Raw genomic sequence first — 25,711 nt, forward strand, 5'->3', positions numbered from 1 at the left:
TAAAAAAGAGTTCATCCTATTGCGTCACTCGGCATCTAGCTACTCACAGCAATGGCCATCATTGAAAGAAGGAAAGAGCCTGTCACGTGGCACTTCCGTCACTATCATGCCCGCCCGTAAGCCCAGCGCGACATTGGGGTTGGGGAATAATATCCGGGCATTGGCATAGGGAACCTGGTAGCTCTCTCCCGGTTGTTCATACAGTAAGCTACCTTGCGCGAGCGGGGTAAAGTTGGCGGTATCATCACTTAAATAGAGGCTAAAGGCTTCACTGCGCTTGATAATGGACTGTTCAACACGAAAAACACTTATCGGTGCCTGGCGGCCTATTGGTAAAGGCTGCCCACTGATCAACGCCTGTAGTGCCCCATTGATAGCACTAAACTGCCGCAGATCGTTATCACCAAATGGCCGGGCTTTGCCTAACTCAAGGGTACAACTGGTTGCCTGCAGATGTTCACAGGTAAAATGGCTAAATGTCCCCCCCGCTGCTTGATGGATCACCAACGCATCCAATTCTGCGGCCTCCAGCCAGGCGAGCATGGTCGCGTTATAAGCGGTTTGCTGGTAAGGCAGCAGAGCAAAACGTGGGTACAGTGACGCGCGGATGGCAGTATGAAGATCGTAATGAACCCGTCTCGCCCCTTCGCCGTTAAAAAAAACGCTGACCACTTGCTCCAACTGTTGCACCCGTGCACTCTCTTCAGTGGGAGAACATTGGCGATAACGGCCACCAAACAGCCGATTAATATCCTGTGTCAGGTAGCGTTTATTGGCACGCATCGCCATTGGGTTGCCCAGTACCACCAGCAGACGCACCGCCAACGGCCTGATGCCCTGGAGTAGCTCCTCCACCAATTGATTGAGCAACTCGATGGGGGCGGTTTCATTACCATGGATGCCGGCTGAAATCACCACCGCTTGCTGATAACCCTGTACTGGGCAGAGCTCCAGCAGCCCTTCCCCGAGCCACTGCCAACGTAATGTGGTGGTTTCCCCCCTGGTATGACCGGGGGGCTTAGCTGCCAATGTCAGGGCTAATAGGTCCATCGGCTTTCCTCCGTTATTGCTGAAAGGCGTAAATCGAACCGAGCCCAAGAATCGATGTCAATGTGTCCAGTGCCTCTCGTCCCTCACGCAATAACAGGGGATCGGCCAGATCGCTCGCGGTCAGACGGTCGCGATAGTAGTGATCGACCCACTCATTCAGCCTGCTAAACAAGCGATCATCCATCAGCACACCGGGGTTCACGGCCTGGAGTTCAGCCTCATTCATCGCCACCCGTAAACGCAGACAAGCCGGCCCGCCACCATTGCGCATACTCTCTCGCAGAGTGAATACCTTGATTTCATCAATTGGGCCGCCGCTGATGATCATCTCATTCAGGTAGTGCCACACCGCAGCGTGCTGACGCGACTCTTCCGGCACGATAATCATCATTTTGCCATTCTGTTTAGTGAGGATCTGGCTGTTGAACAGGTAAGTGCCCACGGCATCGGCCACACTGACACGCGAGGTGGGGACTTCAATCGCCACTAATTCCGCCTCGACCGAGGCCATTTTGCGGCGTAGTTGTTCTAGCCCCTGCTGCGCATGGAGGAATGCTTGTTGATGGTAAAAAAGCACCTGCTGATTGCTCACCGCAATGACGTCGTTATGGAATACCCCTTGGTCGATCACCGCTGGGTTTTGTTGCAAAAACAGCGTTTGTGGTTCATTCAACTGATGCAAGCGAGCAATCGCCTCGCTGGCCTCCCGGGTCTGACGGGCCGGATAGCGTACCGGGCCACTTTCCCCACCAAACTCCTGCTTACCATAAACAAAGAGTTGCACCCCAGGCTTGGCATAGTCCTTCCCCAGGCGGTTATGATTGGCGGCTCCCTCATCGCCAAAGAGCGCTACCGAGGGCAAAGCGTCATGGTGGGCAAAATAGCGGTCATCGTTAAAAATGGCACGTAACACCGCTGAGGTGGTTTCAGCCTCGATGGCCCGGTGAAATTTATTGTTCAAATTCGCTGCGGTAAAATGCACCTTGCCATCCCGACTATCTGCCGAGGGCGAAACGGTAGCGGCGTTAGCTGTCCACATTGAAGAGGCGGAACTGAGGGCAGAAAGCAGACGCGGAGCGGTGTGCATCGCCTGCACCAAGATCTGTTCATCGCTGCCACTAAAGCCCAGTTTACGCAGTGTAGGGAGATGGGGCCGCTCTTGTGGCGGCAAAACGCCTTGTTGAAAGCCCAAGTCTGCCAAGGCTTTCATTTTCAGCAGCCCTTGTTTGGCGGCTAACTTGGGGTTGGAGACACTGTTACTGTGCAGGGTTGATGCCTCGTTACCGAACGACAACCCCGCATAGTGATGGGTCAAACCCACCAGCCCATCAAAATTGACTTCATATCCCAACATTTTTCTCTCCCATCTTGGGGCGATCAATCAAACAGTAGGCCCGGGGACACACTTGCTGGCATCAGCAGTTCAGCACTTTCCAGCGAAGCCATCGGCCATGCACAATAATCTGCCGCATAAAAGGCGCTTGGCCGGTGATTACCGGAAGCGCCGACACCACCGAATGGGGCAGCGCTGGAGGCCCCGGTCAACGGTTTATTCCAGTTCACAATACCCGCCCGTGCCTCCAGTAACAGTTGTTCAAACTGCTGCCGTTGCGGGGAAACCAACCCCATCGCCAAACCATAACGGGTATTATTGGCAATGTGCAGTGCCTCGCTAAAGTCGTCGTAACGGATAATGGTGGTCAGTGGACCGAAGTACTCTTCATCCGGTACCTCCACCACATCGGTAACATCAAGAATCGCCGGAGTTAACAGCGTACTGTTATCCGCCAAGCGTTTCATGGTCAATAAAGGACGCGCCCCCAGAGCCAAGAGCTGCTGCTGGGCCTGTAACATTCTGTCTGCCGCCGCCAAGGAGATCACCCCCCCGATAAATGGCGCCGGCTCAGCATCCCAGCGCCCAATACGCAGCGCCGCCGTTACCTTGACCAGGCGTTCAATAAAGGCATCCCCTTCTGGGCCACGTTTGACCAAAATACGACGCGCGCAGGTACAGCGCTGGCCAGCGGAAATAAATGCAGACTGAATGGCCAGATTCACCGTGGCATCACAATCTACTACCTGTTCGATAATCAGGGCATTGTTGCCCCCCATCTCCAACGCCAGGATTTTTTCTGGTTGCCCTGCCAGTTGGCGATGCAGGTGATAACCAGTATTGGCACTGCCGGTAAACAGCAAGCCGTCAATATCTCGGCTGGCTGCCAGTAATTCGCCGGTTTCACGCCCCCCTTGCAACAAGTTGATCACGCCAGGGGGTAAGCCTGCCTCCAACCACAGTTTAAGCGTCACTTCCGCCGTCAACGGGGTGAGCTCACTGGGCTTGAATACCACCGTGTTCCCAGCTAATAGTGCCGGAACGATATGACCATTGGGTAAATGCCCCGGGAAATTATAGGGCCCAAAGACCGCCAGTACGCCATGGGGGCGGTGGCGGATCACCGAAGTTGCATCCGCCATGGCTGCGGTGGTGACCCCGGTACGTGTTTGGTAAGCCTGCAATGAAATGCTCACTTTACCGATCATCGCCTGCACTTCGGTCAAGGTTTCCCAGCGCGGTTTGCTGGTTTCACGGCTGATGGTTTCAGCCACTAACTGTTTGTGCTGTTCTAGCAGCGCCGCAAAACGTTTTAATAATTGTTCACGCTGTTCAAATGGCGTGCGCGCCCAAGCAGGAAAGGCGCTACGTGCTGCGGCACAAGCCGCTGCCACATCCGCACTATCCGCCCCATTGGCGTGCCACAAGGGTTGGTTATCCATAGGATCACTTTTATAGAGCAGTGCTCCCTGGCCTGTCTGCCAGCAACCATTAATCAGTAGTGCAGGATGTGACATTATACTTTCTCCTGAATAAGCTTGATGGCCCACACAGCGCCCCCCTGTTCAACCCCCAGCAACGCTGCTGTCTCGGCGTTGATGCGCAGGTGTTCATTGTCCAGTTCGCCATGCACCAACAGTGCGCGATAATGGTCATAGCTATCATTCGCCACCAGGTACGTTGATCCGGAGGGAGAATAACCGCCATCATCCACCACCACTTTCACCAATTTACTTAATTTCACGCTGCGGATTTCGTCAATCTCCGCTTCGAGCGTCGGGCCACCATCAAAAATATCAACATACCCCTGATAGCGCAGCCCCTCAGCTTCCAGCAGTTTACGTGCTGGCGCGGTATGAGGATGCACCTCGCCAATCACTTTTTGCGCATCCTCAGCCAAAAATTCCACATAGATCGGATGTTTTGGCATCAATTCCGCAATAAATGCTTTCTGACCAGTACCACTCAAATAGTCTGCCTTGGCGAACTCAATAGAAAAAAAGTGACGACCTACGCTTTCCCAGAAGGGTGAACGGCCCTGCTCATCAGAAAAACCACGCATCTCGGCGATCACTTTATGTGAAAAATGGTGACGAAAAGCCGCCATAAACAGGAAGCGTACCTTTGACAACAATTTGCCATTCTCGCCATTACGGTAATCGGGGTCGAGAAACAGGGTACATAACTCCGAATGGCCGGTATGGTCATTGCTCAAAAACAGCGTGGGTATCGATTTATAGACATTAAGCTGTTTTGACGCATGTACCTGTGTCCCGACACGAAAACTGTACCAGGGCTCACTGAGTCCCACCGCCACTTCGATGGCGCTGACCCCAACCACCTGCTGGCGCTCAGTATCTTCCATCACAAACAGATAGCACTGTTCGCCTTTCGGCAGTTCGCCCTGCCAGGTTTTTAATGCCCGTTCAATACGAGCCGATAAGGTATCTTCGTTCTGTGGCAACGAGGTGAGACCAACCCCCGATTTACCCGCCAGGGTCAGTAAATCAGCTAGGTCACGGCGCTCTATAGGGCGAATAATCATCATAATACTCACCTCAATGGTTATCGGCGTTGCCTACTCGGCACCGCCCCATGATTAGCAGCAAATTCGCGCCACCGCGCGCTCAAACCGCACTAGCCCTTCCTGCACATCTTGCTCCGGGATAATCAGTGACGGGGTAAAGCGCACCACATCTGGACCGGCGATTAACGCTATCACCCCCTCTTCATTAGCCAATTGCGTAAGTTGTTTGGCTTTGCCCGCATAATTCTGATTCAACACACAACCAATTAATAATCCTGCCCCGCGAATTTCGGCAAACAGAGGATATTGCTGGTTGATGTTATTCAACCCTTCGACAAACCACTGGTGGCGCAGTTTCACCCCATCAAGTAGTTGCGGGGTATTGATCAGTTTGAATACCGCCCCTGCCACCGCCGTTGCCAATGGATTGCCACCATAGGTGGTACCATGACTCCCCACATTCAGGGTTTTCGCCAATCTGTCGGTAGTTAGCATCGCCCCAATCGGAAAACCGCCCCCCAACGCCTTCGCTGTGGTCAACACATCAGGCACCACACCATACTTCATATAAGCGTACAGGTATCCGGTGCGCCCCATGCCGGTTTGCACCTCGTCAAAAATCAATAACGCCCCGTGGCGATCACACAATTCGCGTAACCCTTGCAGGAACTGCAGGTCAGCCGGTAAGACCCCCCCTTCTCCCTGGATGGGCTCAACAATAACCGCACAGGTATGTTGATTAATCACTTCAGCGGCGGCCGCCAAATCGTTAAATGGCGTATGAATAATGCCCGCTGGCAGCGGAGCAAAATCTTGTGAATACTTTGGCTGACCACCAGCAGAAACCGTGAATAATGTGCGGCCATGGAAGGCATTGTTGAATGCCACTATCTGGTTTTTCCCACTAGCGCCATTATCCAAGGCATATTTGCGCGCCAGTTTCAGCGCTGCTTCATTGGCCTCTGCACCAGAGTTACAAAAAAACACCTTGTCAGCAAAGGTCGCGTCAATCAACTGCTTTGCCAGGCGCAACACCGGTTCGTTGGTGTAGCCATTACCCAGATGCCACAACTTGTCAGCCTGTTCCAACAAGGCGGCTTTCACTTGTGGGTGTGCATGCCCCAAGGCATTCACTGCAATACCTCCGGCAAAGTCGATATAACTTCGCCCTTGTTGATCCCAAACTTGAGAGCCTTCGCCCCGCACCAGAATAAAATCAGCTGGGGCATAAACCGGGACCATCCAGTCATCGAAAGCTTGGCGAGTTACTGCAATGGGTTGTTCCATAATAGGTGCCTCATCTTCACCCCCTCGTTCTGAAGTCGCGTTGGCTTCAATTTACCTCGGCCTCAGGCTATCGATAACTCAGTTCCATGGCCGGTAGAGCAACGCTGGCATACATTCAGAACGGAAAGGAAATGTTAATTAATGGTTAAATTCACCATGCTATAGAGGTAAGTGTAGAGTAGCGCAAGAAGCCAGCTTTAGTTTTTAGCCAATTTTTTAATTTTTGCTGTAAAAACAAAGAGTTATAGTGCATAATTATGCAATAGTTATGCATTGGTAATTAATAATGGCAAAAACAAGGGCTGAAATCGTCATTAATGGCGATATTCTATGCAAGTGAAAATTATTTTTTTATTGATACTCACAAGCCGCTGATCCTGAGCTTTCAGCGGCTTGGTTACCGGAGGGGAGTTAATTGCTTACTTACGCCGTGGCTTCACTACCCAGCATACCGGTGCTATTTTGCTGTAGCCACTGGCGCACCGTGTTCACCAACTCACCAATACAGTCATCTTTCATTCCATGCTGTTTCAGTTCATTGTCCAAGGCAAACAGGTATTGCGCGTTGCTGCCCAGTGGACCGCTGGCGGAGGCGATTAAAGGAGCGATGACTTGATGACAGGTATCAGCCTCAAATAGAGGATGCTGTGAATTCATGACAAAGACCAAGGCATTGGCCACTTGGCCATGCTCCTGCAACGTCAATTCACACCAGATTGGCAGATAACAATCGGTGAGCATTTCACGCTTCCACAATAACTCTAGCTCTTCCTGTACGTTATGTTCCGGCAAGCGGAAAGCTAACCCCGTGGTTTGCCCGCCCTCTTGCAGCGCCAACATACGCCCGGGTTGATGCGGAGTGCCGCGCCCGGCAGTTAAACGCAGGCAAAACTCCCGGTGCCACCCCTTTAAAATGGCAGGACGGACTTCTTCTGCTTCAAATATCGGATTCCACATCAGCGAACCATAGCCGAAAACCCATACCGGGCTGTTGGCTGGGCGCTGGGCAAGGGTTTGCGCCAATGAGGCTGAACGCTGTTCTGCTGTCAGCAACAACGACTCATCAATAGCACCAAATGCTGTTTTACAATCCGCCTTCTGCAGAAAATCTCTGGTTAACACCGCTTACGACCTCCTGGAAATAGTTTTGTTCTACTCCCTTACTACTGTGAAATGGCAATTTATTGTTGAATCCAGAAAATATTAATTCAACTTATTTACTCTATCGATAACCCTATTCTTTTCTAACCACCTAATCAAGTTAAGCAAGCGCGTTAATATACAAATTTATGCAATAAAATATTTCGTCTCGTTGACAAATCACGTCTGATAAAAATAAGTAAACAATTGAAATAGCCGCAACGTTTCCGTTGCGGCCATGCAGTTAAAGCTGATTAACTGTAAGCATTGAGTGTACGTTGGCACAAAATGGAACGTACACAGTCCTGTTTATCAAACTGGATAATACCGATCAACTCATCCTCAGCAAAGCGCGCCAGCGCATCACTCAGACCCGATTTGACTCCTCGCGGCAAATCGCATTGGGTAATATCGCCATTAACAATGACTGTCACATTCTCACCCAAACGTGTCAGGAACATCTTCATCTGGCTGGCTGTGACGTTCTGAGCTTCATCCAGGATCACCACGGCATTTTCGAAGGTACGCCCACGCATATAGGCAAAAGGCGCAATCTCCACTTTACCAATTTCCGGTCGCAAGCAATATTGCATAAACGACGACCCCAAACGGCGTAGCAGAATGTCATACACCGGCCGGAAATAAGGGGCGAACTTCTCAGAGATATCGCCAGGCAAAAAACCAAGGTCTTCATCTGCTTGTAGAACCGGCCGAGTAACAATAATTCGTTCGACCTCTTTGTGTATCAGTGCATCAGCTGCTTTAGCGGCACTAATGTAAGTTTTGCCACAACCCGCCTCACCGACGGCAAAGATTAACTGTTTATTTTCTATGGCTGATAAGTAATGAGCTTGAGCTTCCGTTCTCGCCTCAATGGTAGAATTATCACGACAGTCACGGGCCATTCCGATAGATTCAACGCCCCCCATTTGTACTAGCGAAGTGACGCTCTCTTCTTCACGCTGGCGATGGCTACGTGCGTCACGGCGAATAACGCGTTTAGCTTCACGGCGTGCTTTGATTACTGCTTTCTGTCTTCCCATAGTGGCACCTTACAGTTTGTTTCACCTACCGCAGCAATATCAGATACTGCGCGATTATGTTTCACACACGGATGAGGTTTTGCTCTCCTTTAGAGCCAGTATGTGCCGATAAAATAACGTGAATAGTTACGGGCCAGAGCGAACCGTATTTCTTCATCGAACCCTGTAGATGATGTGAAATATAAAACAGCAAGTGAGTCGAGTCAGAGGGTAATAGAGACCGGGAGTGGGTCAAAAATTGAGGGTCGAAGTGTGAGCCCTCGTTACAACGAGAAATCAGGGAAGGTTTATTTTTTGTTTTTTGTCGCCCAACCAAGGACTTGACCATAGTGATCCTCGTCATGATTATGCAGCGTTACGCTGTGTATCATATGAAAACTACCGCCCGTTGATTACAGTATAATGACATTCAAATAGTTTGCGTTAATCAAATGTAAAAAAAATATCATTTGATGATAATTTATACACGCTGTGTTTTCGACCTATTTTCCTGTGGTCAACATGAACAATGCCACTAAAGTGCGCAGATTAAAATCGGGCAAATAAATCCAAGTAACGCCCCTTCCGCCACGATGGATTATTATTCAAGTTGCCACCGGGTTAGCAGCAACTTGAATAAACAGGCATCTGGCGCGGCCAGGCCGCGCACCATTCACACCGTTTTAAAATGCGCTTCGGCTTGTTCAAAACGCTGGGTTATGCTGGCTGAAGGTTTACGCCCCATCAAGCTCACCAACACAATCGCGATACTGCCAAACAGAAAACCTGGAATAATTTCATAGAGATTCAACCAGGCATACTGTTTCCAGACAATCACTGTAATCGCCCCCACCAGCATCCCCGCCAAGGCCCCATTGCGGGTCATACGCGGCCACATTACTGAAATCAACACCACCGGACCAAATGCCGCGCCAAAACCTGCCCAGGCATAACTCACCAGGCCCAGCACGCGGTTCTCTGGATTAGAAGCCAGGGCGATAGCCACCAGCGCCACGACCAACACCATCACACGGCCCACCCATACCAGCTCACGCTGGCTGGCACCGTTACGCAAGAAGGCTTTATACAAATCCTCGGTGATAGCGCTGGAACAAACCAGCAGTTGGCAACTCAAAGTACTCATTACCGCTGCCAGGATCGCAGACAGCAGAATACCGGCAATCCATGGATTGAACAGCAACATCGCCAACTCAATAAATACCCGTTCGCCATTTTGTGATACATTACCCGCCAGCGCCGGGTTATTGGCAAAATAGGCAATACCGAAGAAACCCACAGCAATGGTCCCCGCCAGGCATAGCACCATCCAGGTCATGCTGATACGACGCGCATTACGGATGGTATGATGAGAATCTGCCGCCATAAAACGCGCCAGAATATGTGGCTGACCAAAATAACCCAGCCCCCAGCCCAACAATGACAAGATGGCCACTAAATTCAGCCCTTTCATCATATCCAGATTGGCAGGGTTTTTATCACCAATGACCAAGATGGAACTGTCGATGCCACCGACGGCGAAGATAACCATCACCGGTGTGAGGATCAGCGCAAAAATCATCAGACTGGCTTGCACCGTATCTGTCCAGCTTACTGCCAGAAACCCACCAATAAAGGTATACAATATTGTCGCGGCCGCACCGGCCCACAAGGCGGTTTGGTAACTCATACCAAAGGTACTTTCAAACAAGCGAGCACCAGCAACAATCCCCGATGCACAATAGATAGTGAAAAACACCAGAATGACGATCGCGGAAATCACACGCAGTAGCTTACTTTTATCTTCAAAACGACTGGTGAAATAGTCCGGTAAGGTCAGCGCGTTATTATTGGCTTCCGTATGCACACGCAAGCGCCCCGCCACTAACTTCCAGTTGAAGTAAGCGCCAATGGTCAACCCGATAGCTATCCAGCTCTCTGAAATACCAGAAAGAAAAATGGCTCCCGGCAACCCCATCAGCAACCAACCACTCATATCTGATGCCCCAGCGGACAATGCGGTCACCACACTCCCCAACCGGCGACCACCCAAGATGTAATCATCGAAATTCTTGGTGGCACGATAGGCAAGCAAACCAATCAATATCATCCCGAAAATGTAAACCAAAAAGGTCACTAACATAGGTGTGTTCATTATCATGCAACTCTCCATTCTTTTTCCCCGCTACTTGCCGTTGCCTCGCTTAGCGGGCAACAGAAACTCGGGTTTTTTATGTTATCTATTTCATCGCCCCATGCCTCGGAAGGTAAAGCATGGCGATAAGCAGTGGATGAATCGTGTTTCTTTTGTTATGACCTCAACGCTGGCTATCCTAGTTGAATGAATTCATAACCAACAAGACATTTAACAAAAAATAAACACAAAATTTACGCTACATCACATTTACTCGCTTCCCGGGTTGCACTGATTAATGACCCAATAAGTTGCACTTATTTATCCCCATGATTAAAAAATAGAAATATTCTGTAACCAATATCTGTAGTCACCATGCCACTATCACCTCTTGCGGCGAATATACGATTTAACTCACATTTCAATAAATCATTTTTTTAACAAGGTTGCACAAGGTTGCAACATGCTGGATATTTGACAGCATCTACTCTCTAGCCACAGTCAGGAGCTGAATTGGCATGGCCACGACCACAATGGGTGTAAAACTTGATGAAGCAACACGAGATCGCATCAAGAGTGCGGCCCAACGAATTGACCGCACCCCGCACTGGCTCATCAAACAAGCCATCTTCAATTATCTCGAACGGCTAGAGAGCGGTGCTGAACTTACCGAAATCGCCGCACTCGCGACCGCCGCTCAAGCCGAAGCGGACGACATTATGCCGCAACTTTCCGCAGAGTCCCACCAACCATTCTTTGAATTTGCCGCACAAATTCTGCCACAGTCCGTTCTCCGTGCCGCCATCACCGCTGCCTACCGCCGCCCAGAGCGTGAAGCGGTGCCGATGCTGCTTGAGCAGGCCCGTTTGCCAGCTGAAATGGCCTCTGCCACCCATAAATTGGCCTATGACATCGCCGAGAAGCTGCGCAATCAAAAAAGTGCCCATGGCCGTGCGGGTATGGTGCAAGGGTTGCTGCAAGAGTTTTCACTCTCTTCGCAAGAAGGGGTGGCTCTCATGTGCTTGGCTGAAGCCTTGCTCCGTATTCCAGACAAACCCACTCGGGATGCGTTAATCCGCGATAAAATCAGTAACGGTAATTGGCATGCGCACCTTGGCCGTAGTCCTTCACTGTTTGTTAACGCCGCCACTTGGGGGCTGCTGTTTACCGGCAAACTGGTGGCTACCCATAATGAAGCCAATCTATCGCACTCGCTGAACCGGATTATTGGTAAACGTGGCGAACCCCTGATCCGTAAAGGTGTGGATATGGCCATGCGCTTGATGGGGGAGCAGTTTGTCACCGGTGAAACCATTGCCGAAGCCCTGGCTAACGCGCGTAAACTGGAAAACCGAGGGTTTAGTTACTCTTACGATATGCTGGGTGAAGCGGCGTTTACTGAAGCCGATGCGCTCGCCTATTTGGCCTCTTACCAGCAAGCAATTCATGCCATTGGCAAAGCCTCAAATGGCCGTGGGATCTATGAAGGCCCGGGGATCTCCATCAAGCTTTCGGCATTACATCCGCGCTACAGTCGGGCGCAGTATGATCGTGTCATGGAAGAGCTCTATCCCCGTTTGCTTTCACTGACGCTGCAAGCCCGTCAGTATGATATTGGCATTAATATTGATGCTGAAGAGGCAGACCGCCTGGAAATCTCCCTCGATTTGCTGGAAAAACTCTGTTTTGAGCCCCAACTGGCGGGTTGGAATGGGATTGGTTTTGTTATTCAGGCCTATCAGAAACGCTGCCCGTTAGTCATTGATGCGGTGATCGATCTGGCTAGCCGCAGCCGTCGTCGTCTCATGGTGCGCCTGGTAAAAGGCGCCTATTGGGATAGCGAAATTAAACGCGCCCAAATTGATGGTTTAGAAGGTTATCCGGTCTATACCCGCAAAGTGTATACCGATATCTCTTATCTGGCCTGTGCGCGTAAATTGCTGGCGGTGCCTAACCTGATCTACCCACAATTTGCTACCCATAATGCTCACACCCTCAGTGCCATCTATCATCTGGCGGGGAATAACTACTATCCTGGGCAGTATGAATTCCAGTGTTTACACGGTATGGGGGAACCCCTGTATGAACAGGTAGTGGGTAAAGTCGCCGACGGCAAATTAAATCGCCCCTGCCGTATTTACGCCCCGGTGGGAACACATGAAACCCTGTTGGCTTATCTGGTACGTCGCCTGTTGGAAAACGGTGCCAATACTTCATTCGTTAACCGTATCGCCGATCACTCTTTGCCACTGGATGAATTGGTTGCCGACCCGGTGACGACCGTTGAACAGCTCGCGGCCCTCGAAGGGGCAATAGGCTTGCCCCATCCGCGCATTCCCTTGCCACGGCAACTGTATGGTGAAAAACGGGCTAACGCCAATGGGCTGGATCTTACCAATGAACAGCGCTTGGCCTCACTTTCCAGCGCCCTGCTCTCCAGTGCCGCACAACTCTGGCAGACTGAACCGATGATCGATGCCCCGCTAGACCAAGGTGATCGGCTCCCGGTGATCAACCCTGCTGAACCGAGCGATATTGTCGGTTATGTTCGTGAAGCCACAGCAGATGAAGTCAGCCGCGCACTCGATGCCGCAACACAGGCCGGCGGGATCTGGTTTGCCACACCGCCTGTTGAGCGAGCGGCTATTCTGCAACGCGCCGCAGAATTGATGGAAAACCAACTGCCGAGCCTGTTGGGGCTGTTGGTTCGTGAAGCCGGTAAAACCTTCAATAATGCCATCGCCGAAGTCCGTGAAGCGGTTGATTTCCTGCGTTACTATGCCAACCAGGTCGCCGATGATTTCGCGAATGATAGCCATCGCCCCCTCGGCCCCGTGGTCTGCATCAGTCCGTGGAACTTCCCATTAGCCATATTCACCGGCCAGATTGCCGCCGCACTGGCTGCGGGCAATAGTGTGTTGGCTAAACCGGCAGAACAGACACCGCTGATTGCGGCACAAGCCGTCCATATTCTGCTGGAAGCCGGTATTCCCCAAGGCGTGTTGCAACTGTTACCAGGCCAGGGGGAAACAGTAGGGTCGCAGTTAGTTAATGATGCTCGAGTACGTGGGGTGATGTTCACCGGCTCTACAGCGGTTGCTACCCTGCTGCAACGCAGTATCGCTGGGCGCTTGGATCCACAAGGTCATCCGATACCTTTAATTGCCGAAACCGGCGGATTAAACGCCATGATCGTCGATTCCTCTGCCCTGACCGAACAAGTGGTTGCCGATGTCATGGCTTCGGCTTTTGATAGTGCTGGGCAGCGCTGCTCGGCTTTACGTATCCTGTGTCTGCAAGAGGAAGTTGCTGAACACACGTTACAGATGTTGCGGGGGGCCATGGCGGAATATCGCATGGGCAACCCAGAGCGCCTCTCTACGGATATGGGGCCGCTGATCGATAACGATGCCAAAGCCCTTATTGAACGCCATATTCAAGCCATGAGGACCAAAGGTCGTCGCGTTTATCAGGCGGCGAAAAGCTTTGGCGATGATAACCAGCAAGAGTGGGCCCGTGGCACCTTTATTAAACCGACGCTGATCGAACTGGAGAGCTTTGACGAATTGCAAAAAGAGGTCTTCGGCCCTGTGTTACATGTGGTTCGTTTTCAGCGTGCTCATCTTGGGGCGTTAGTGGATCAGATCAATGCGGCAGGTTATGGCCTAACGCTGGGTGTTCATACCCGTATCGATGAAACCATCACTCACGTCACCGAGCAGGCCAAAGTCGGCAATCTGTATGTTAACCGCAATATGGTTGGTGCCGTTGTTGGTGTACAGCCCTTTGGTGGTGAAGGCTTATCAGGGACCGGGCCGAAAGCAGGTGGCCCACTCTATCTGTATCGTTTGCTGGCCGAACGCCCAATGGATGCCGTACAACGCACCTTTAATCATCTGGACAGTCAACATCCTCTGGAAGCCACCCAGCGCTCGACGTTACTCGCCCCATGTCAGGCTTTAGAGCAATGGTTTAATACGCAAAAGCTATCGGAGCTGGCAGCGCTAGTCCAGCAATATGCGGCACTTGGCCAAAGTGGCATCGCACGCCAACTGCCTGGCCCCACAGGGGAGCGCAATAGTTATGCGCTGCTACCACGGGAACGGGTTCTTTGCCTGGCAAACAACGAGTCTGATGCGTTAATTCAATTAGCTGCGGTATTAGCTGTGGGTAGCCAGGTGCTCTGGCCTGAAGCCGAGTTACAACGCGCGCTATTCCGCCGTTTACCCGCAGCGGTACAGGCAACAGTCTGTTTCAGCGACAACTGGGCAGAAGATAAAGTGACATTTGATGCCGCTATCTACCATGGTGATGCTGACCAGTTACGCACCTTGAGTGAGCAAATTGCTCAACGTGATGGTGCGATAGTGTCACTACAAGGGTTTAGCCAAGGTGAAACCAACCTGTTGCTGGAACGGCTATTAATCGAGCGTTCATTAAGTATTAACACTGCCGCTGCTGGGGGGAATGCCAGCCTGATGACCATTGGCTAATGCTAAAGTCTGGTGTGATGTCAGGCGCAATAGCGCCTGACATCGCTATACCCTTCTTACTTCAAACCGCTTGGGTGTTAGCTGTGCTCAGTCACCCTAGTCACATAGTTGGCTATGCTCCTAGGGATTCCATCGCTTGCTGCCTTCAAGCAATTCGAAGTATTTTGGGTATACATTTAATAAGAAACATTGCTGAAATGGACACCGCATATTATTATTCTAATAGTCCTTATGTTTTACTTGGTTTACCTTGGCTCTGCGCGATTTTTTAATTTTATCCTTTTATTTGAAGGTGCATCTTGATTTATGGCTAGTGTCGCCAATCCGTGATGCTTTTCTTCTTGTTAGAATTATTAATAGGCTACCCCTTAATCATGACCACAGCTATCGACTATCTGCAGACATTCCGTAAATGCTCCAGCTTAGACAGCCTGGAAAAACTCTATGACAAGCTTAATTACTCGCTGACTGATACCAACGATGTCATTAATATGTATCGTGCTGCTGATCATCGGCGTGCCGAATTGGTATCTGGTAAACTGTTTGATCTAGGGAAAATACCAAAATCGATGTGGGCACAAGTGTTCTAAACTCTGCTGACCATAGCTTCGCAAGAGCCGGTTTGATGGGACAACTGAGTCAATGATCTCAGCCAATATCCCTTGATACAGTCGGTATAGAGGCTTTTTGTCTTATATTAATATCCCCACTCTGCTGATCGCAGCAACACGTTAAGTGTCAATCAAAGCCACCTACCCCATATTTCCTGCTATGCGTGACATAAAACACATTTATTGTGGTTTCAAAGCTCTACTCTTTAGTAAATAAATCCGCGATAGGAGTTAAAGGGATGGCATATCGCAACGTGCTGGTTGCTGTCGCTGTGGCAGCAGATAGCCACTTGTTGGTAGAACGAGCAGTTTCACTTGTGCGCCCCAACGATGGGCAGATCACGCTGGTTAGCACCATTGCTACTCCCGAAATCTACGCTGGCCCGATGCTGGGTGACCTCCGTGCTTTGATGGAAGAGGAAGCGTTATTGTTTATGGATGAGCTGTGTTTACGCGCAAATTACCCTGCCATTACCACTCAGATTATTCATGGTGAATTAGGTGACAGCCTCAGCTATGCCAACCAAAAGCATCCCTTTGATCTGGTTATCTGTGGTAACCACAGCGACAGCATAATCAATAAAGTGAGTTGTTCCGCCGCGCGTTTTATTAATACCAGCAAGGTTGATGTGCTGATTGTGCCGCTGTGATCTGATTGTTAACGCATCATGCAAACCGCCGACTTTCGCCGGCGGAAATCATTTAAAACCATGTGCCGAAACGGCGGATGTAGATACGCTTTATCAATTGTGCCACGACACAGTAGCTAACTAACGTGGCAACCAACCAAGGGAAGTACTCCCACGGTAGCGGTTGCAAGCCCACCCACGCCCCCAACGGGGAGAACGGGATATAGATACCCAGAGCCATAATCACTCCGGTAGTCAACAACACAGGCAAAGCTGCTGTGCTCTGAATAAAGGGGATCTTTTGAGTACGCAACATGTGCACGACTAATGTTTGTGACAACAACCCTTCAATAAACCAGCCAGATTGGAACAAAGCCTGATGTTCCACGCTATTAGCAGCAAACACAAACCACATCAGCGCATAAGTGGTGATATCGAAGATCGATGAAGTGGGCCCGATCCACAGCATAAAGCGGCCAATATTCTTCGCATCCCATTTACGTGGTTTACGCAGAAACTCTTTATCCATCTTGTCCCATGGCAATGACAGTTGCGAGATATCGTACATCAGGTTTTGTAATAATAAGTGGATGGCCAACATCGGCAAAAATGGGATAAATGCGCTGGCTACCAGCACTGAGAACACGTTACCAAAGTTGGAACTGGCGGTCATATTGAGATATTTGATGATATTACCGAAGGTTTCACGCCCTTTGAGGACCCCTTCTTCCAACACCATCAGGTTTTTTTCCAGCAGGATAATATCTGCGGACTCCTTGGCAATATCGGTCCCTGTATCCACCGAGATCCCCACGTCCGCATCACGTAGTGCTGGGGCATCATTAATACCATCACCCAGAAAACCCACTGTATGACCATTCCCCTGCAACATTTTTAGCACGCGCGATTTTTGCAACGGCGTTAACTTGGTGAATACCGTGCGCTGTTCCACTTCACACGCCAGTTGAGCATCATCCATCTGCTCAATCTCCAGGCCAGAGAGTGGCTGCCCTGGCTCCAAACCCACATCTCGGCAAATTTTGCAGGTAATCACCGGGTTATCGCCGGTCAGTACTTTCACCGCTACGCCATTTTCCTGTAGTGCGGCAATGGCCTCTTGGGCACTCTCTTTCGGTGGATCAAGAAAGGTCAAGACCCCTTCAATCACCAGGTCACGCTCATCCGCGATGCCAAGTGGCAAGGTGCAACCCTGTAGCCCCAGTTCGCGTGTTGCCAGTAACAATACCCGAAAACCATCTTCATTGTACTGGCTAGCCAATGCCTGCAAAGCAGCGCGGCGCGCATCATCCAGCGGCAGTGTCTGCTGCCCTTCACGCACGTGAGTGGCAATCTCCAGCATCTCTTCTACGGCACCTTTGCAAATCAACAAATGATGCTGTGCTTCATCTTGCACCACTATCGATAGGCGGCGACGTATAAAGTCAAACGGCAGCTCATCAACCTTGCTGTAACGCCCCAATGCCTCGACCCCGGGTTTACCCCGGCCAAAACGGATCACCGCCTGATCCATCAGATTTTTCATGCCACTTTGGTGGAAGCTGTTCAGCCAAGCCAAATGCAGCACATGATTATCTTTGCAACCATTCACATCCAGATGGTGTTCCAGAATGATGCGATCTTGGGTTAACGTCCCGGTTTTATCGGTACAGAGCACATCCATGGCACCAAAGTTCTGGATAGCATTCAGGCGCTTCACCACCACTTTGCGGCGTGCCATGGCAATCGCCCCTTTTGCCAGGTTCGAACTAACAATCATTGGCAACATTTCTGGCGTCAGCCCCACGGCCACGGCCAACGCGAACAGCGCCGCTTCACTCCAGTCCCCCTTGGTGAACCCATTGATCAGCAAAACAATCGGTACCATCACCAACATAAAACGGATCAACAGCCAACTAACGCTGTTCACCCCGCGGTCAAAAGCAGTTTGCGATCGAGTGCCAACAATCGACTTAGCCAACGAGCCAAAATAAGTTCTCCCTCCGGTAGCCACCACCACCGCCGTGGCTGTCCCACTGGCCACGTTAGTCCCCATCAAGCAAATATTCGACAGTTCAAGTAACTCACTTTCACTGGAGGGATCTATTTCGAGGGATTTCTGACTGACGTTGCCCATCACATCATATTTCTCGATGGGAATCGCTTCGCCGGTCAAAATTGCCTGGCTGATAAACAGGTCACGTGAATTGAGCAAGCGAACATCAGCCGGCACCATGTCACCAGCAGAAAGCTGAATAATATCGCCGGGCACCAGCTCACGAAGCGGGATCTCCAACGCCTGCGGTTGGCTGTTAAAAGTGTGACGACGTAATACCGTCGCGGTGGTACGCACCATCGACTTGAGTGATTCTGCAGCCTTATTGGTGCGATACTCCTGCCAGAAACGCAGCAAACCACTCAGTGTTACCATCACCGAAATAATAATGACGCCAGTAAGATCGGTTTCTTCACCGTGCCGGGCGGGTAGCCAATAATCGGTAAAGAAACTGATCGCCGCCAACACCATCAGTACAAAGATAAATGGATTATTAAATGCGCTGATTAATTGAATCAAAGCATGAGGGGCTTTCTCATGTGCAACCTGGTTAATACCAAACTGTTCTAATCGTTCTTGAGCATCTTCCTGGGTTAGCCCAATGCGGTTACAGTTCAAATTTGCCAATGTTTGATCAAGGCTGTTCTTTGCCTCTAAAGCAATGGCATAAGGTTCGTGGCCTTTATCATGGCGACGAGTGTTTTCTTTTAGATAAGTCATAACGCTATTCTCTTATTTTACTCTGCACGCAGGGATACCCCGCCCGTAATAACGGGTGAACATATGCAGACTATTATTTATTTAAATGGCGTTGTTAGCGTGATTGTTATTACATTAACAACGCATAATAATAAAACCTCTGGGGTGATCGTCCATAACACATCCTTATCACCTATTAGGTGAAGATAAATGATAATTAACTGGGTAACTCTGAAGCGATACGCCAATGAACTGCACTGACACTACGTTCTAAACTTACCCGACAAACAATGCCTTCAATCTCTTTTTGTGCTCCTGGATTAGCCAAGATCTCGGCACAAACTTCCAACTGACCCGGGCTGGCAATATCAGCACTACGCAGCGACTGTAAACGTAATGCGACGCCATTCAATGCCTGCAATATCAATGTGCGAACCATAATTTCATCCTGCTCACCACAGGTCACCTGAATACGGTAACGCAACTCGAGGTCTACCGCTTGTTGCTGCGGTTGCAGATTGATACGTTGAGCGGCTTCACGCAGCAGGATATTGGCACAGAGAATCACCATGGTTGCCGAGGCCGCTTCCCAATGCTGCCCTAGGCCACAGAGCACCCCAATAGCGGCCGAGCACCATAACGTCGCTGCCGTATTCAGGCCGCGGATATTGAACCCTTCGCGCATAATTACCCCTGCGCCAAGGAAGCCAATACCAGAAACAATCTGTGCCGCGATACGCCCAGCACTAGAGGGTTCAGCCGTCGCTGAGCTCAGGATAAATAGCGCAGCCCCAGTGGCCACCAACGCATTGGTTCGCAAACCTGCCATGCGTTGACGCCATTGGCGCTCGGCACCAATCACTGCACCCAGGCTCATCGCCAGTAATAAATTCAAAACAAAAGGAGTCATAGCCATGATAGTCCCCTTAATTAATAACAGGAGGTCAAATCATGTGCTGCTATATTCGAGATACCTGAAAATTATTGCATCAAGTAATAAAGCTTTAAGCACACGCGAATTCGCGCTGATTAATAATCAGCGAGTTAGCGTGCTATTGCCTGGAGGGAAAAGGCTGTGGCTAGTCAATACCATAATAACATCCGAATTCATTCACCCGAAGTAATTAGCTCTCGGGTATACATAAATTTATTTTCGGGTTTGCACAGCTCGAAGTAATGAGAGGGTGCTGCCCGCCGTTTTCGGCAAGCAACAAATCAGAAGAGATAGGTTAGCTTGCCTTGCTTATTTCGCTACTACTGCAACTGTCCAATATATTTTCTCCACTGAAATTTGGTTTGAATTATAGTTATCTGGTTTTACAAAGTAAAGAATAAATCCATGCAATAGGAATATTTTTATAGATATCTTATTCATCCCTAAGCGCATTGAATTTTCAAAACAAAGTGCAATGTATTTTGAACCTTGCTTATGCAGGTTTCGGATCAGAGGAGTTTATGGATGAACCAAGTCATGCAGGCAAGCCAATATGGCGGAGATGGATTAACGGCGGATATAAAAAACAAAACCCTGTCAGCATGATGCTCACAGGGTTAGAATAATCATTTTGGCCAACCGCCAAAGCGGTTCTTTAATCAGCCAAAAACTGATTAGATAGCGGTAACGTTAGCCGCTGATGGACCTTTAGCACCGTTCTCAATAGAGAACTGTACTGTCTGGCCTTCTGCCAGGGTCTTGAAGCCTTGGTTCTGAATAGCAGAGAAGTGTACAAACACATCTTTGCTACCGTCTGCAGGAGTGATAAAACCAAAACCTTTAGACTCGTTGAACCACTTCACTTGACCTTTGATCATGTTAGACATGTCGATTTCCTTCAAAAAAAATTTAAGCCGCCATGGGCATGTAATAGCCGGTTATCAGTTACTTATGGAGGCACTAGAAAGGAAATTCGTCAGTGAAGAGCTATCAAGGATAACGCTTTAAATTTGAACTACTTTACTCAAAATGTCGTGCATAAATAGGTCTGTACCACAGGCCAGGGCTATTAACGCATAGCCCGCATTTAATAGCAACTGTTTTCGTCCCTCAGGGCTCAGAAACAGCTCCCATTGAACACTATCCAGCCACTTAAGATATCCCTCATAAGACAGCAACCCCCGGGTGTTGCTGTCTCCGGCTACGCTTGGACAACCTAAGATTCATCAGTGGGTTTTGTTGATAGCTCGGGCAACTCTGAAGCGCAAAACCTACAGAATAGCGCGTCATTTTCATGTCCACCACGTAAACACCCCTCACAATGACGCATTTGACGATCACGATGGCGTTGCAATTCCTGTGTCATATAGGAGGTAAAAATACCTGTTGGTACCGCAATAATCGAATAACCGACCAAGATCAACAACGAAGCCAACAATCTCCCGAACGCCGTGTGTGGCACGATATCACCATAGCCTACCGTCGTTAAGGTCACTACCGCCCAATACATCGAAGCGGCCAGGCTGGTAAACTCGCCGCTACCACCCTCAACCGCATACATCAGCCCACCAAAAATACATAACACCACCGCAACAAAGGCAAAAAATACAGCCAGCCTATGCCGGGCTAACTTCAGACTGCGCCAGACGATGTTCATCCCATTCATGTAGCGCAGCAATTTCAGTACACGTAATACACGTAATATCCGCAACACACGCAACAACAGGACAGACTCCATCCCCAGCTGCGGAAAAAGCCAGATGATGTACATCGGCAACATGGATAACAAGTCCACAATACCGAAAAAACTGTAGGCATAACGCTCTTTACTTGGCGTCGCCCACAACCTCAGTAGATACTCCACAGTAAACACCGCAGTGAAAAATAATTCCGCACAAAATAGCAGATGGACCAGTTGCGCATTGGGGATATATACCGTGTTACCACCGGGTTCAAGAAACAGCACCACGACGCTCAGTAAGGTGATGGTGATCCAAAATGCTTCCATTCGCCTCCCTGAACGGGATTGGTTATCAAACAACTGTTGATAACAGCGCTGACGCAAGGTTGTAATCTTTTCTTTATTCTGCATATTCAATAGGTTATATAAATTACTTTGTAATATTTCAGTTGCACACATAGCTCTGAAAAACGCCAACGGCAAGTGCACTGACGCCCTCGGCGTAACCCTGCCACTTGAATAGCAGCTGTTCCATACGCAAACTAGTTCCATACGCCAAATAGTCCTATCCGTTCTAGCTTACACTGACTTAATGATTCGAGTAAGTCTCTGTTATCCTCCCTCGCTTGCAGGGTGACAGGTCTATAGGATAGATAGAGTCAACCGCCTCCCTATCACACCGTTTAAGGATAAGAACATGCCCAGCCATCTACGACTTCCTGACACCGTGAAAGTCATCGAAATCAGTCAGCCCGGTGAACCCAATGTTCTGGTGCTTGCTCAACGGCCCTTGCCCACATTGGCAGCTGGCGAAATTCTGGTAAAAGTCGCTGCCGCTGGCGTTAACCGCCCAGATGTGATGCAAAGACGTGGTCACTATCCTCCCCCGCCTGGGGCTTCAGATATTCCTGGCTTGGAAGTGGCTGGTGTTGTTGCCGCCGTGGGGAGCAACGTACAAAAATATCAACCAGGGGATCAGGTTTGTGCGCTGGTCGCCGGTGGGGGTTATGCTGAATACTGCCAGGTTGATGAACGCAATGCCTTACCGGTCCCCCACGGATTAAGCCTGGTGGAAGCGGCCGCCATTCCAGAAACCTTTTTCACTGTTTGGGTCAATGTTTTTCAGCGTGCGCACTTGCAGGCGGGGGAAACCGTGCTGATCCATGGTGGTACTTCTGGCATTGGCACGGTGGCCACTATGCTGGCTAAGGCTTTCCATGCTTACGTCATCACCACCGTAGGGTCAGAAGAAAAACGGCAGGCCAGCCTGGCCCTGGGGGCTGATGTGGCGATCAACTACCACACTGAAGATTTTGTCGAGCAGGCCAAACTCGCCACCAACGGTAAAGGAGCTGATGTTATTGTCGATCTAATTGCTGGCGAGTATGTTGAGAAGAACTATAAAGCGGCGGCGATGGACGGGCGAATTGTACAAATTGGCACCCAAAACGGCGTGGTTAAAGAACTCAACCTGATGCCATTATTGCTCAAGCGCCTCACTCATAGCGGTTCGACGTTAAGGGCACGCAGTGTTGAAGATAAAGCACAAATCGCAGACGATCTGGCCATGAAAGTATGGCCATTGTTAGAACGTGGTGTGCTAAAGCCGCAGATTTTTAAAACCTTCCCGCTGGAACAAGCCTCACAGGCCCATGCACTGATGGAATCCAGTGCTCATATTGGCAAGATTGTTCTCACAATTTAAGCTGTCACGCCACAAGGAAGGGGGCCAACCTTGCCCCCTTGAGAACCGCTATAGCGGCCTTATTTGATGTCACTTCAATCAGCTTTTGAGTTTTCTGTAAACAAAAAGCACTATCAAAGCACCAACAACAGCAACCGCGAAACTACCTATATTAAAACCGTCAACCCCACCCATCTGGAAAAACCGGGTACTGATAAACCCACCGACTACCGCCCCAACAACCCCCAGAATGATAGTCATGATCAAACCACCTTCATCCTTGCCTGGCATAATCCACTTAGCCAAAAAACCGGCGATTAAGCCAAAGATAATCCAGGAAATGATGCCCATGTTGACTCTCCCCATGCACTTTTTGCCTAACAGCAATCAAATAACCATTCCGGCTCAGCCGTTACAGTTATTATCCTCCCCCGAGAGCACACTCGGATAAGCGATACCTTAACCCTTCATTATTCAAGCTACAGACTTATTAACTGTAATTTGAATCAAATCTGGAACAGACACTATTACTATAGGCAAAGAATCAGCATCTGACATCCTCCCCAAGCAGCACACTTTAACTGAGCAAAATTTATGCTATATTAATAAAACTGTCATATCTAGATGCTTTAATAAGCTATACTCTATATGCGTCAATCGAGTTTTGACCGAGGGTAGCGCCATGAATAACCCTTCTTTCATGCTATTTCTGGTTTTGGTCTATACTCTTGCTGCCGTGTGGGATGGTTCTTTGGCAATGCTGACCAAGTATGGCCAGTTGTTGTCAATGATCTTCCAGGGCTAGGTCGATATCCTTTCACTTGCCTAACCGTACTCCTGGTGATGCTTTAAGCGCCAGATTACAGGTTCGAAGGTGGATAGCCAAATTACCGATAGGGCTCAAAGGGCATAACTTTGAGCCTATAGATGGCTTTTCACACCGATTATTCTGCCTCTTTCCCATATCGACACGCAGACCCCCTGCTATCCCCGATAGAACTACAAAGGGGATCAGAAGCTCGATCACCCATCATTCCATATTCTGTACTGATACATTGTCACTAACCGCTGTCAGGGTCTGACGACGATAGTAATAAATCAGCACCAGCAACAACGTAAATGGAATACCAAACAACAGTGTCATTTTAAAAAAGTCGGTAAACAGTGTTGTCACCATTAACGCGAACATCAATGTCCCCCCCAATAACGTAAAATAGGGGTAGCCCCACATGCGGAACTTAAGCTGCGTCTGAGTATGCTGGCGGCGGAAAAACAGATGAGTAACAAAAATCATCAACCAGGTAAAACAAGCCCCATATACCGAGATAGACATCATCACGGCAAAGGATTGTTGTGGATAAACAAAACTCAATATGATGGAAACCACAATGCCAATACAGGATATTGCCAATGCATTGACCGGGATCCCGCGTTTGCTGATGCGACCCAGAACAGCAGGTGCTTGCCCAGCGCGAGAAAGTGAGAACATCATACGTGTAGTGATATATAACTGGCTATTCATCGCCGACAGCGCGGCAACCAACGCCACAAAGTTAAAGATCCCCGCAGCAGCAGGCAATTGGATCACATTCATCGCCACCAGAAACGGACTTTCGCCAGTACCGGATTGCCGCCAGGGCACAATGGCCAGCATCAGGGCAATCGACATCATATAAAAAATAAACAGCCGCAGAATGGTCCCTTTAAATGCGGTTTTCACTGCAGTGACCGGGTTTTTTGCTTCCCCGGCCGCCACCGCGATCATCTCAATACTTAAGTAACTAAAGATCGATACAATAACGGCAAACCACATTCCTTTTACCCCGAAAGGGAAAAACCCACCGTTATCCGTAAAGTTACGAATGCCAAAAGTCGGATTAGAGGAAACCATCAAGATACCGACCCCAATTACAATAAATGCGGAAATCGCCACCACCTTGATAGTTGAAAGGGCATATTCCACCTGACCGAATGATTTGACCCCGATAATGTTGATAAGGATCACTGCGGCCGAGAACAACAGCACCCAAGGCCAGGTGGGCGTATCTGGAAACCAAAATTGCATATACACGCCGATCGCCGTCACTTCAGTGCCCACCGCCAGCACCACGCAAGACCAATATGAATAACGCACCAAAAAACCAAACAGTGGGCTCAGGTAATACTCAGCATAATCACCAAACGAACCGGAGGTAGGATGTTCAGCCGTCATCTCCGCCAAACATCCCATTAACAGAAGTGCAATGACGCCACCAATAAAATAACTGAGCAGCACGCTTGGCCCCGCCATCTGGATAGCATAAGCACTACCGAGAAACAGGCCAGTACCGATCGCCCCGCCAATCGCCAACATCGTCATTTGCCCGGCGGTTAAATGCTTCTGCAAGCCGCCTTGCCGTTGAGCTATCTCATTAAAACCGGCTTTCTCTTTCATGAT

Annotated in this window: 19 protein-coding genes; 5 read left to right on the forward strand and 14 right to left on the reverse strand. The window is 49.6% G+C overall.

Annotated elements, in window-relative coordinates; genetic code table 11:
- Positions 1 to 39: 39 nt before the first annotated feature.
- From astE to putP, 8 genes are all read right to left on the reverse strand, one after another.
- Positions 40 to 1,050 (reverse strand): succinylglutamate desuccinylase, encoded by a 1,011-nt coding sequence (gene astE, locus ACX9GV_RS09920; protein WP_473197930.1) that lies wholly within the window; start codon positions 1,048 to 1,050, stop codon positions 40 to 42.
- Positions 1,051 to 1,063: 13 nt separating this feature from the next.
- The gene (gene astB / locus ACX9GV_RS09925; protein WP_473197931.1) at positions 1,064 to 2,404 is read right to left on the reverse strand and encodes an N-succinylarginine dihydrolase; all 1,341 of its coding nucleotides are present in this window, start codon (positions 2,402 to 2,404) and stop codon (positions 1,064 to 1,066) included.
- Between the two features lie 23 nt (positions 2,405 to 2,427).
- Complete coding sequence (gene astD, locus ACX9GV_RS09930; protein ID WP_473197932.1) at positions 2,428 to 3,900, reverse strand: succinylglutamate-semialdehyde dehydrogenase; 1,473 nt, start codon at positions 3,898 to 3,900, stop codon at positions 2,428 to 2,430.
- Positions 3,900 to 4,931 carry an arginine N-succinyltransferase gene (gene astA, locus ACX9GV_RS09935; protein WP_473197933.1) on the reverse strand — a complete coding sequence of 344 codons (1,032 nt, stop codon included), beginning with the start codon at positions 4,929 to 4,931 and terminating at the stop codon, positions 3,900 to 3,902. The genes astD and astA overlap by 1 nt, the downstream gene beginning before the upstream one ends.
- Before the next feature lie 51 nt (positions 4,932 to 4,982).
- The gene (locus tag ACX9GV_RS09940; protein WP_473197934.1) at positions 4,983 to 6,197 is read right to left on the reverse strand and encodes a bifunctional succinylornithine transaminase/acetylornithine transaminase; all 1,215 of its coding nucleotides are present in this window, start codon (positions 6,195 to 6,197) and stop codon (positions 4,983 to 4,985) included.
- Positions 6,198 to 6,620: 423 nt separating this feature from the next.
- Positions 6,621 to 7,319: a gamma-glutamylcyclotransferase gene (locus tag ACX9GV_RS09945; protein WP_473195387.1), complete on the reverse strand. Its 699-nt coding sequence runs from the start codon at positions 7,317 to 7,319 to the stop codon at positions 6,621 to 6,623.
- 272 nt (positions 7,320 to 7,591) lie between these two features.
- Positions 7,592 to 8,380 (reverse strand): phosphate starvation-inducible protein PhoH, encoded by a 789-nt coding sequence (gene phoH, locus ACX9GV_RS09950; protein WP_473195388.1) that lies wholly within the window; start codon positions 8,378 to 8,380, stop codon positions 7,592 to 7,594.
- A gap of 652 nt (positions 8,381 to 9,032) precedes the next feature.
- Positions 9,033 to 10,517 carry a sodium/proline symporter PutP gene (putP, locus tag ACX9GV_RS09955; protein WP_473195389.1) on the reverse strand — a complete coding sequence of 495 codons (1,485 nt, stop codon included), beginning with the start codon at positions 10,515 to 10,517 and terminating at the stop codon, positions 9,033 to 9,035.
- 506 nt (positions 10,518 to 11,023) lie between these two features.
- Here putP and putA point away from each other — a divergent pair.
- From putA to uspC, 3 genes are all read left to right on the forward strand, one after another.
- Entirely contained in the window at positions 11,024 to 14,983 is a 3,960-nt protein-coding gene (putA, locus tag ACX9GV_RS09960; RefSeq protein WP_473198015.1) for a trifunctional transcriptional regulator/proline dehydrogenase/L-glutamate gamma-semialdehyde dehydrogenase, read from the forward strand.
- Between the two features lie 374 nt (positions 14,984 to 15,357).
- Complete coding sequence (ydgT, locus tag ACX9GV_RS09965) at positions 15,358 to 15,573, forward strand: transcription modulator YdgT (protein ID WP_037386000.1); 216 nt, start codon at positions 15,358 to 15,360, stop codon at positions 15,571 to 15,573.
- Positions 15,574 to 15,833: 260 nt separating this feature from the next.
- Complete coding sequence (uspC, locus tag ACX9GV_RS09970) at positions 15,834 to 16,244, forward strand: universal stress protein UspC (protein WP_473195390.1); 411 nt, start codon at positions 15,834 to 15,836, stop codon at positions 16,242 to 16,244.
- Between the two features lie 52 nt (positions 16,245 to 16,296).
- On the opposite strand, the gene mgtA is transcribed toward uspC, so the two are convergent.
- The 4 genes from mgtA to ACX9GV_RS09990 all read right to left on the reverse strand — a co-directional run bounded on the left by mgtA (position 16,297) and on the right by ACX9GV_RS09990 (position 21,917).
- Entirely contained in the window at positions 16,297 to 18,996 is a 2,700-nt protein-coding gene (gene mgtA, locus ACX9GV_RS09975; RefSeq protein WP_473195391.1) for a magnesium-translocating P-type ATPase, read from the reverse strand.
- A gap of 196 nt (positions 18,997 to 19,192) precedes the next feature.
- Positions 19,193 to 19,891, reverse strand: a complete 699-nt coding sequence (locus ACX9GV_RS09980; protein WP_037385986.1) for an MgtC family protein — start codon at positions 19,889 to 19,891, stop codon at positions 19,193 to 19,195.
- Between the two features lie 692 nt (positions 19,892 to 20,583).
- Entirely contained in the window at positions 20,584 to 20,796 is a 213-nt protein-coding gene (gene cspE / locus ACX9GV_RS09985; protein ID WP_023491494.1) for a transcription antiterminator/RNA stability regulator CspE, read from the reverse strand.
- Between the two features lie 329 nt (positions 20,797 to 21,125).
- Positions 21,126 to 21,917: an ion transporter gene (locus ACX9GV_RS09990; RefSeq protein WP_235186778.1), complete on the reverse strand. Its 792-nt coding sequence runs from the start codon at positions 21,915 to 21,917 to the stop codon at positions 21,126 to 21,128.
- A 370-nt stretch (positions 21,918 to 22,287) separates the two neighbouring features.
- Between ACX9GV_RS09990 and ACX9GV_RS09995 the strand changes: the two genes are divergently transcribed.
- Positions 22,288 to 23,295, forward strand: coding sequence for an NAD(P)H-quinone oxidoreductase (locus ACX9GV_RS09995; RefSeq protein ID WP_473195392.1), 1,008 nt, complete (start codon positions 22,288 to 22,290; stop codon positions 23,293 to 23,295).
- A 78-nt stretch (positions 23,296 to 23,373) separates the two neighbouring features.
- Here ACX9GV_RS09995 and ACX9GV_RS10000 read toward each other — a convergent pair whose 3' ends face one another.
- Positions 23,374 to 23,625: a GlsB/YeaQ/YmgE family stress response membrane protein gene (locus ACX9GV_RS10000; protein ID WP_023491490.1), complete on the reverse strand. Its 252-nt coding sequence runs from the start codon at positions 23,623 to 23,625 to the stop codon at positions 23,374 to 23,376.
- Positions 23,626 to 23,956: 331 nt separating this feature from the next.
- Here ACX9GV_RS10000 and ACX9GV_RS10005 point away from each other — a divergent pair, with 331 nt between their 5' ends.
- The gene (locus tag ACX9GV_RS10005) at positions 23,957 to 24,079 is read left to right on the forward strand and encodes a hypothetical protein (protein WP_473195393.1); all 123 of its coding nucleotides are present in this window, start codon (positions 23,957 to 23,959) and stop codon (positions 24,077 to 24,079) included.
- A gap of 225 nt (positions 24,080 to 24,304) precedes the next feature.
- Here ACX9GV_RS10005 and ACX9GV_RS10010 read toward each other — a convergent pair whose 3' ends face one another.
- Entirely contained in the window at positions 24,305 to 25,708 is a 1,404-nt protein-coding gene (locus ACX9GV_RS10010) for an amino acid permease (RefSeq protein WP_473195394.1), read from the reverse strand.
- Positions 25,709 to 25,711 lie beyond the last annotated feature (3 nt).

This window comes from Serratia sp. 25CWL12 (genome assembly GCF_055790885.1).

What these genes read in the sequence shown, in the direction of transcription:
- astD (WP_473197932.1), bottom strand. Translation starts at nt 3,900, where the DNA reads ATGTCACATCCTGCACTACTGATTAATGGTTGCTGGCAGACAGGCCAG.
- uspC (WP_473195390.1), top strand. Translation starts at nt 15,834, where the DNA reads ATGGCATATCGCAACGTGCTGGTTGCTGTCGCTGTGGCAGCAGATAGC.
- cspE (WP_023491494.1), bottom strand. Translation starts at nt 20,796, where the DNA reads ATGTCTAACATGATCAAAGGTCAAGTGAAGTGGTTCAACGAGTCTAAA.
- phoH (WP_473195388.1), bottom strand. Translation starts at nt 8,380, where the DNA reads ATGGGAAGACAGAAAGCAGTAATCAAAGCACGCCGTGAAGCTAAACGC.
- ACX9GV_RS09940 (WP_473197934.1), bottom strand. Translation starts at nt 6,197, where the DNA reads ATGGAACAACCCATTGCAGTAACTCGCCAAGCTTTCGATGACTGGATG.
- ACX9GV_RS09995 (WP_473195392.1), top strand. Translation starts at nt 22,288, where the DNA reads ATGCCCAGCCATCTACGACTTCCTGACACCGTGAAAGTCATCGAAATC.
- ACX9GV_RS10005 (WP_473195393.1), top strand. Translation starts at nt 23,957, where the DNA reads ATGAATAACCCTTCTTTCATGCTATTTCTGGTTTTGGTCTATACTCTT.
- astB (WP_473197931.1), bottom strand. Translation starts at nt 2,404, where the DNA reads ATGTTGGGATATGAAGTCAATTTTGATGGGCTGGTGGGTTTGACCCAT.
- ACX9GV_RS10000 (WP_023491490.1), bottom strand. Translation starts at nt 23,625, where the DNA reads ATGGGCATCATTTCCTGGATTATCTTTGGCTTAATCGCCGGTTTTTTG.
- ACX9GV_RS10010 (WP_473195394.1), bottom strand. Translation starts at nt 25,708, where the DNA reads ATGAAAGAGAAAGCCGGTTTTAATGAGATAGCTCAACGGCAAGGCGGC.
- ydgT (WP_037386000.1), top strand. Translation starts at nt 15,358, where the DNA reads ATGACCACAGCTATCGACTATCTGCAGACATTCCGTAAATGCTCCAGC.
- ACX9GV_RS09990 (WP_235186778.1), bottom strand. Translation starts at nt 21,917, where the DNA reads ATGGAAGCATTTTGGATCACCATCACCTTACTGAGCGTCGTGGTGCTG.
- astE (WP_473197930.1), bottom strand. Translation starts at nt 1,050, where the DNA reads ATGGACCTATTAGCCCTGACATTGGCAGCTAAGCCCCCCGGTCATACC.
- putA (WP_473198015.1), top strand. Translation starts at nt 11,024, where the DNA reads ATGGGTGTAAAACTTGATGAAGCAACACGAGATCGCATCAAGAGTGCG.
- astA (WP_473197933.1), bottom strand. Translation starts at nt 4,931, where the DNA reads ATGATGATTATTCGCCCTATAGAGCGCCGTGACCTAGCTGATTTACTG.
- mgtA (WP_473195391.1), bottom strand. Translation starts at nt 18,996, where the DNA reads ATGACTTATCTAAAAGAAAACACTCGTCGCCATGATAAAGGCCACGAA.
- putP (WP_473195389.1), bottom strand. Translation starts at nt 10,517, where the DNA reads ATGATAATGAACACACCTATGTTAGTGACCTTTTTGGTTTACATTTTC.
- ACX9GV_RS09980 (WP_037385986.1), bottom strand. Translation starts at nt 19,891, where the DNA reads ATGGCTATGACTCCTTTTGTTTTGAATTTATTACTGGCGATGAGCCTG.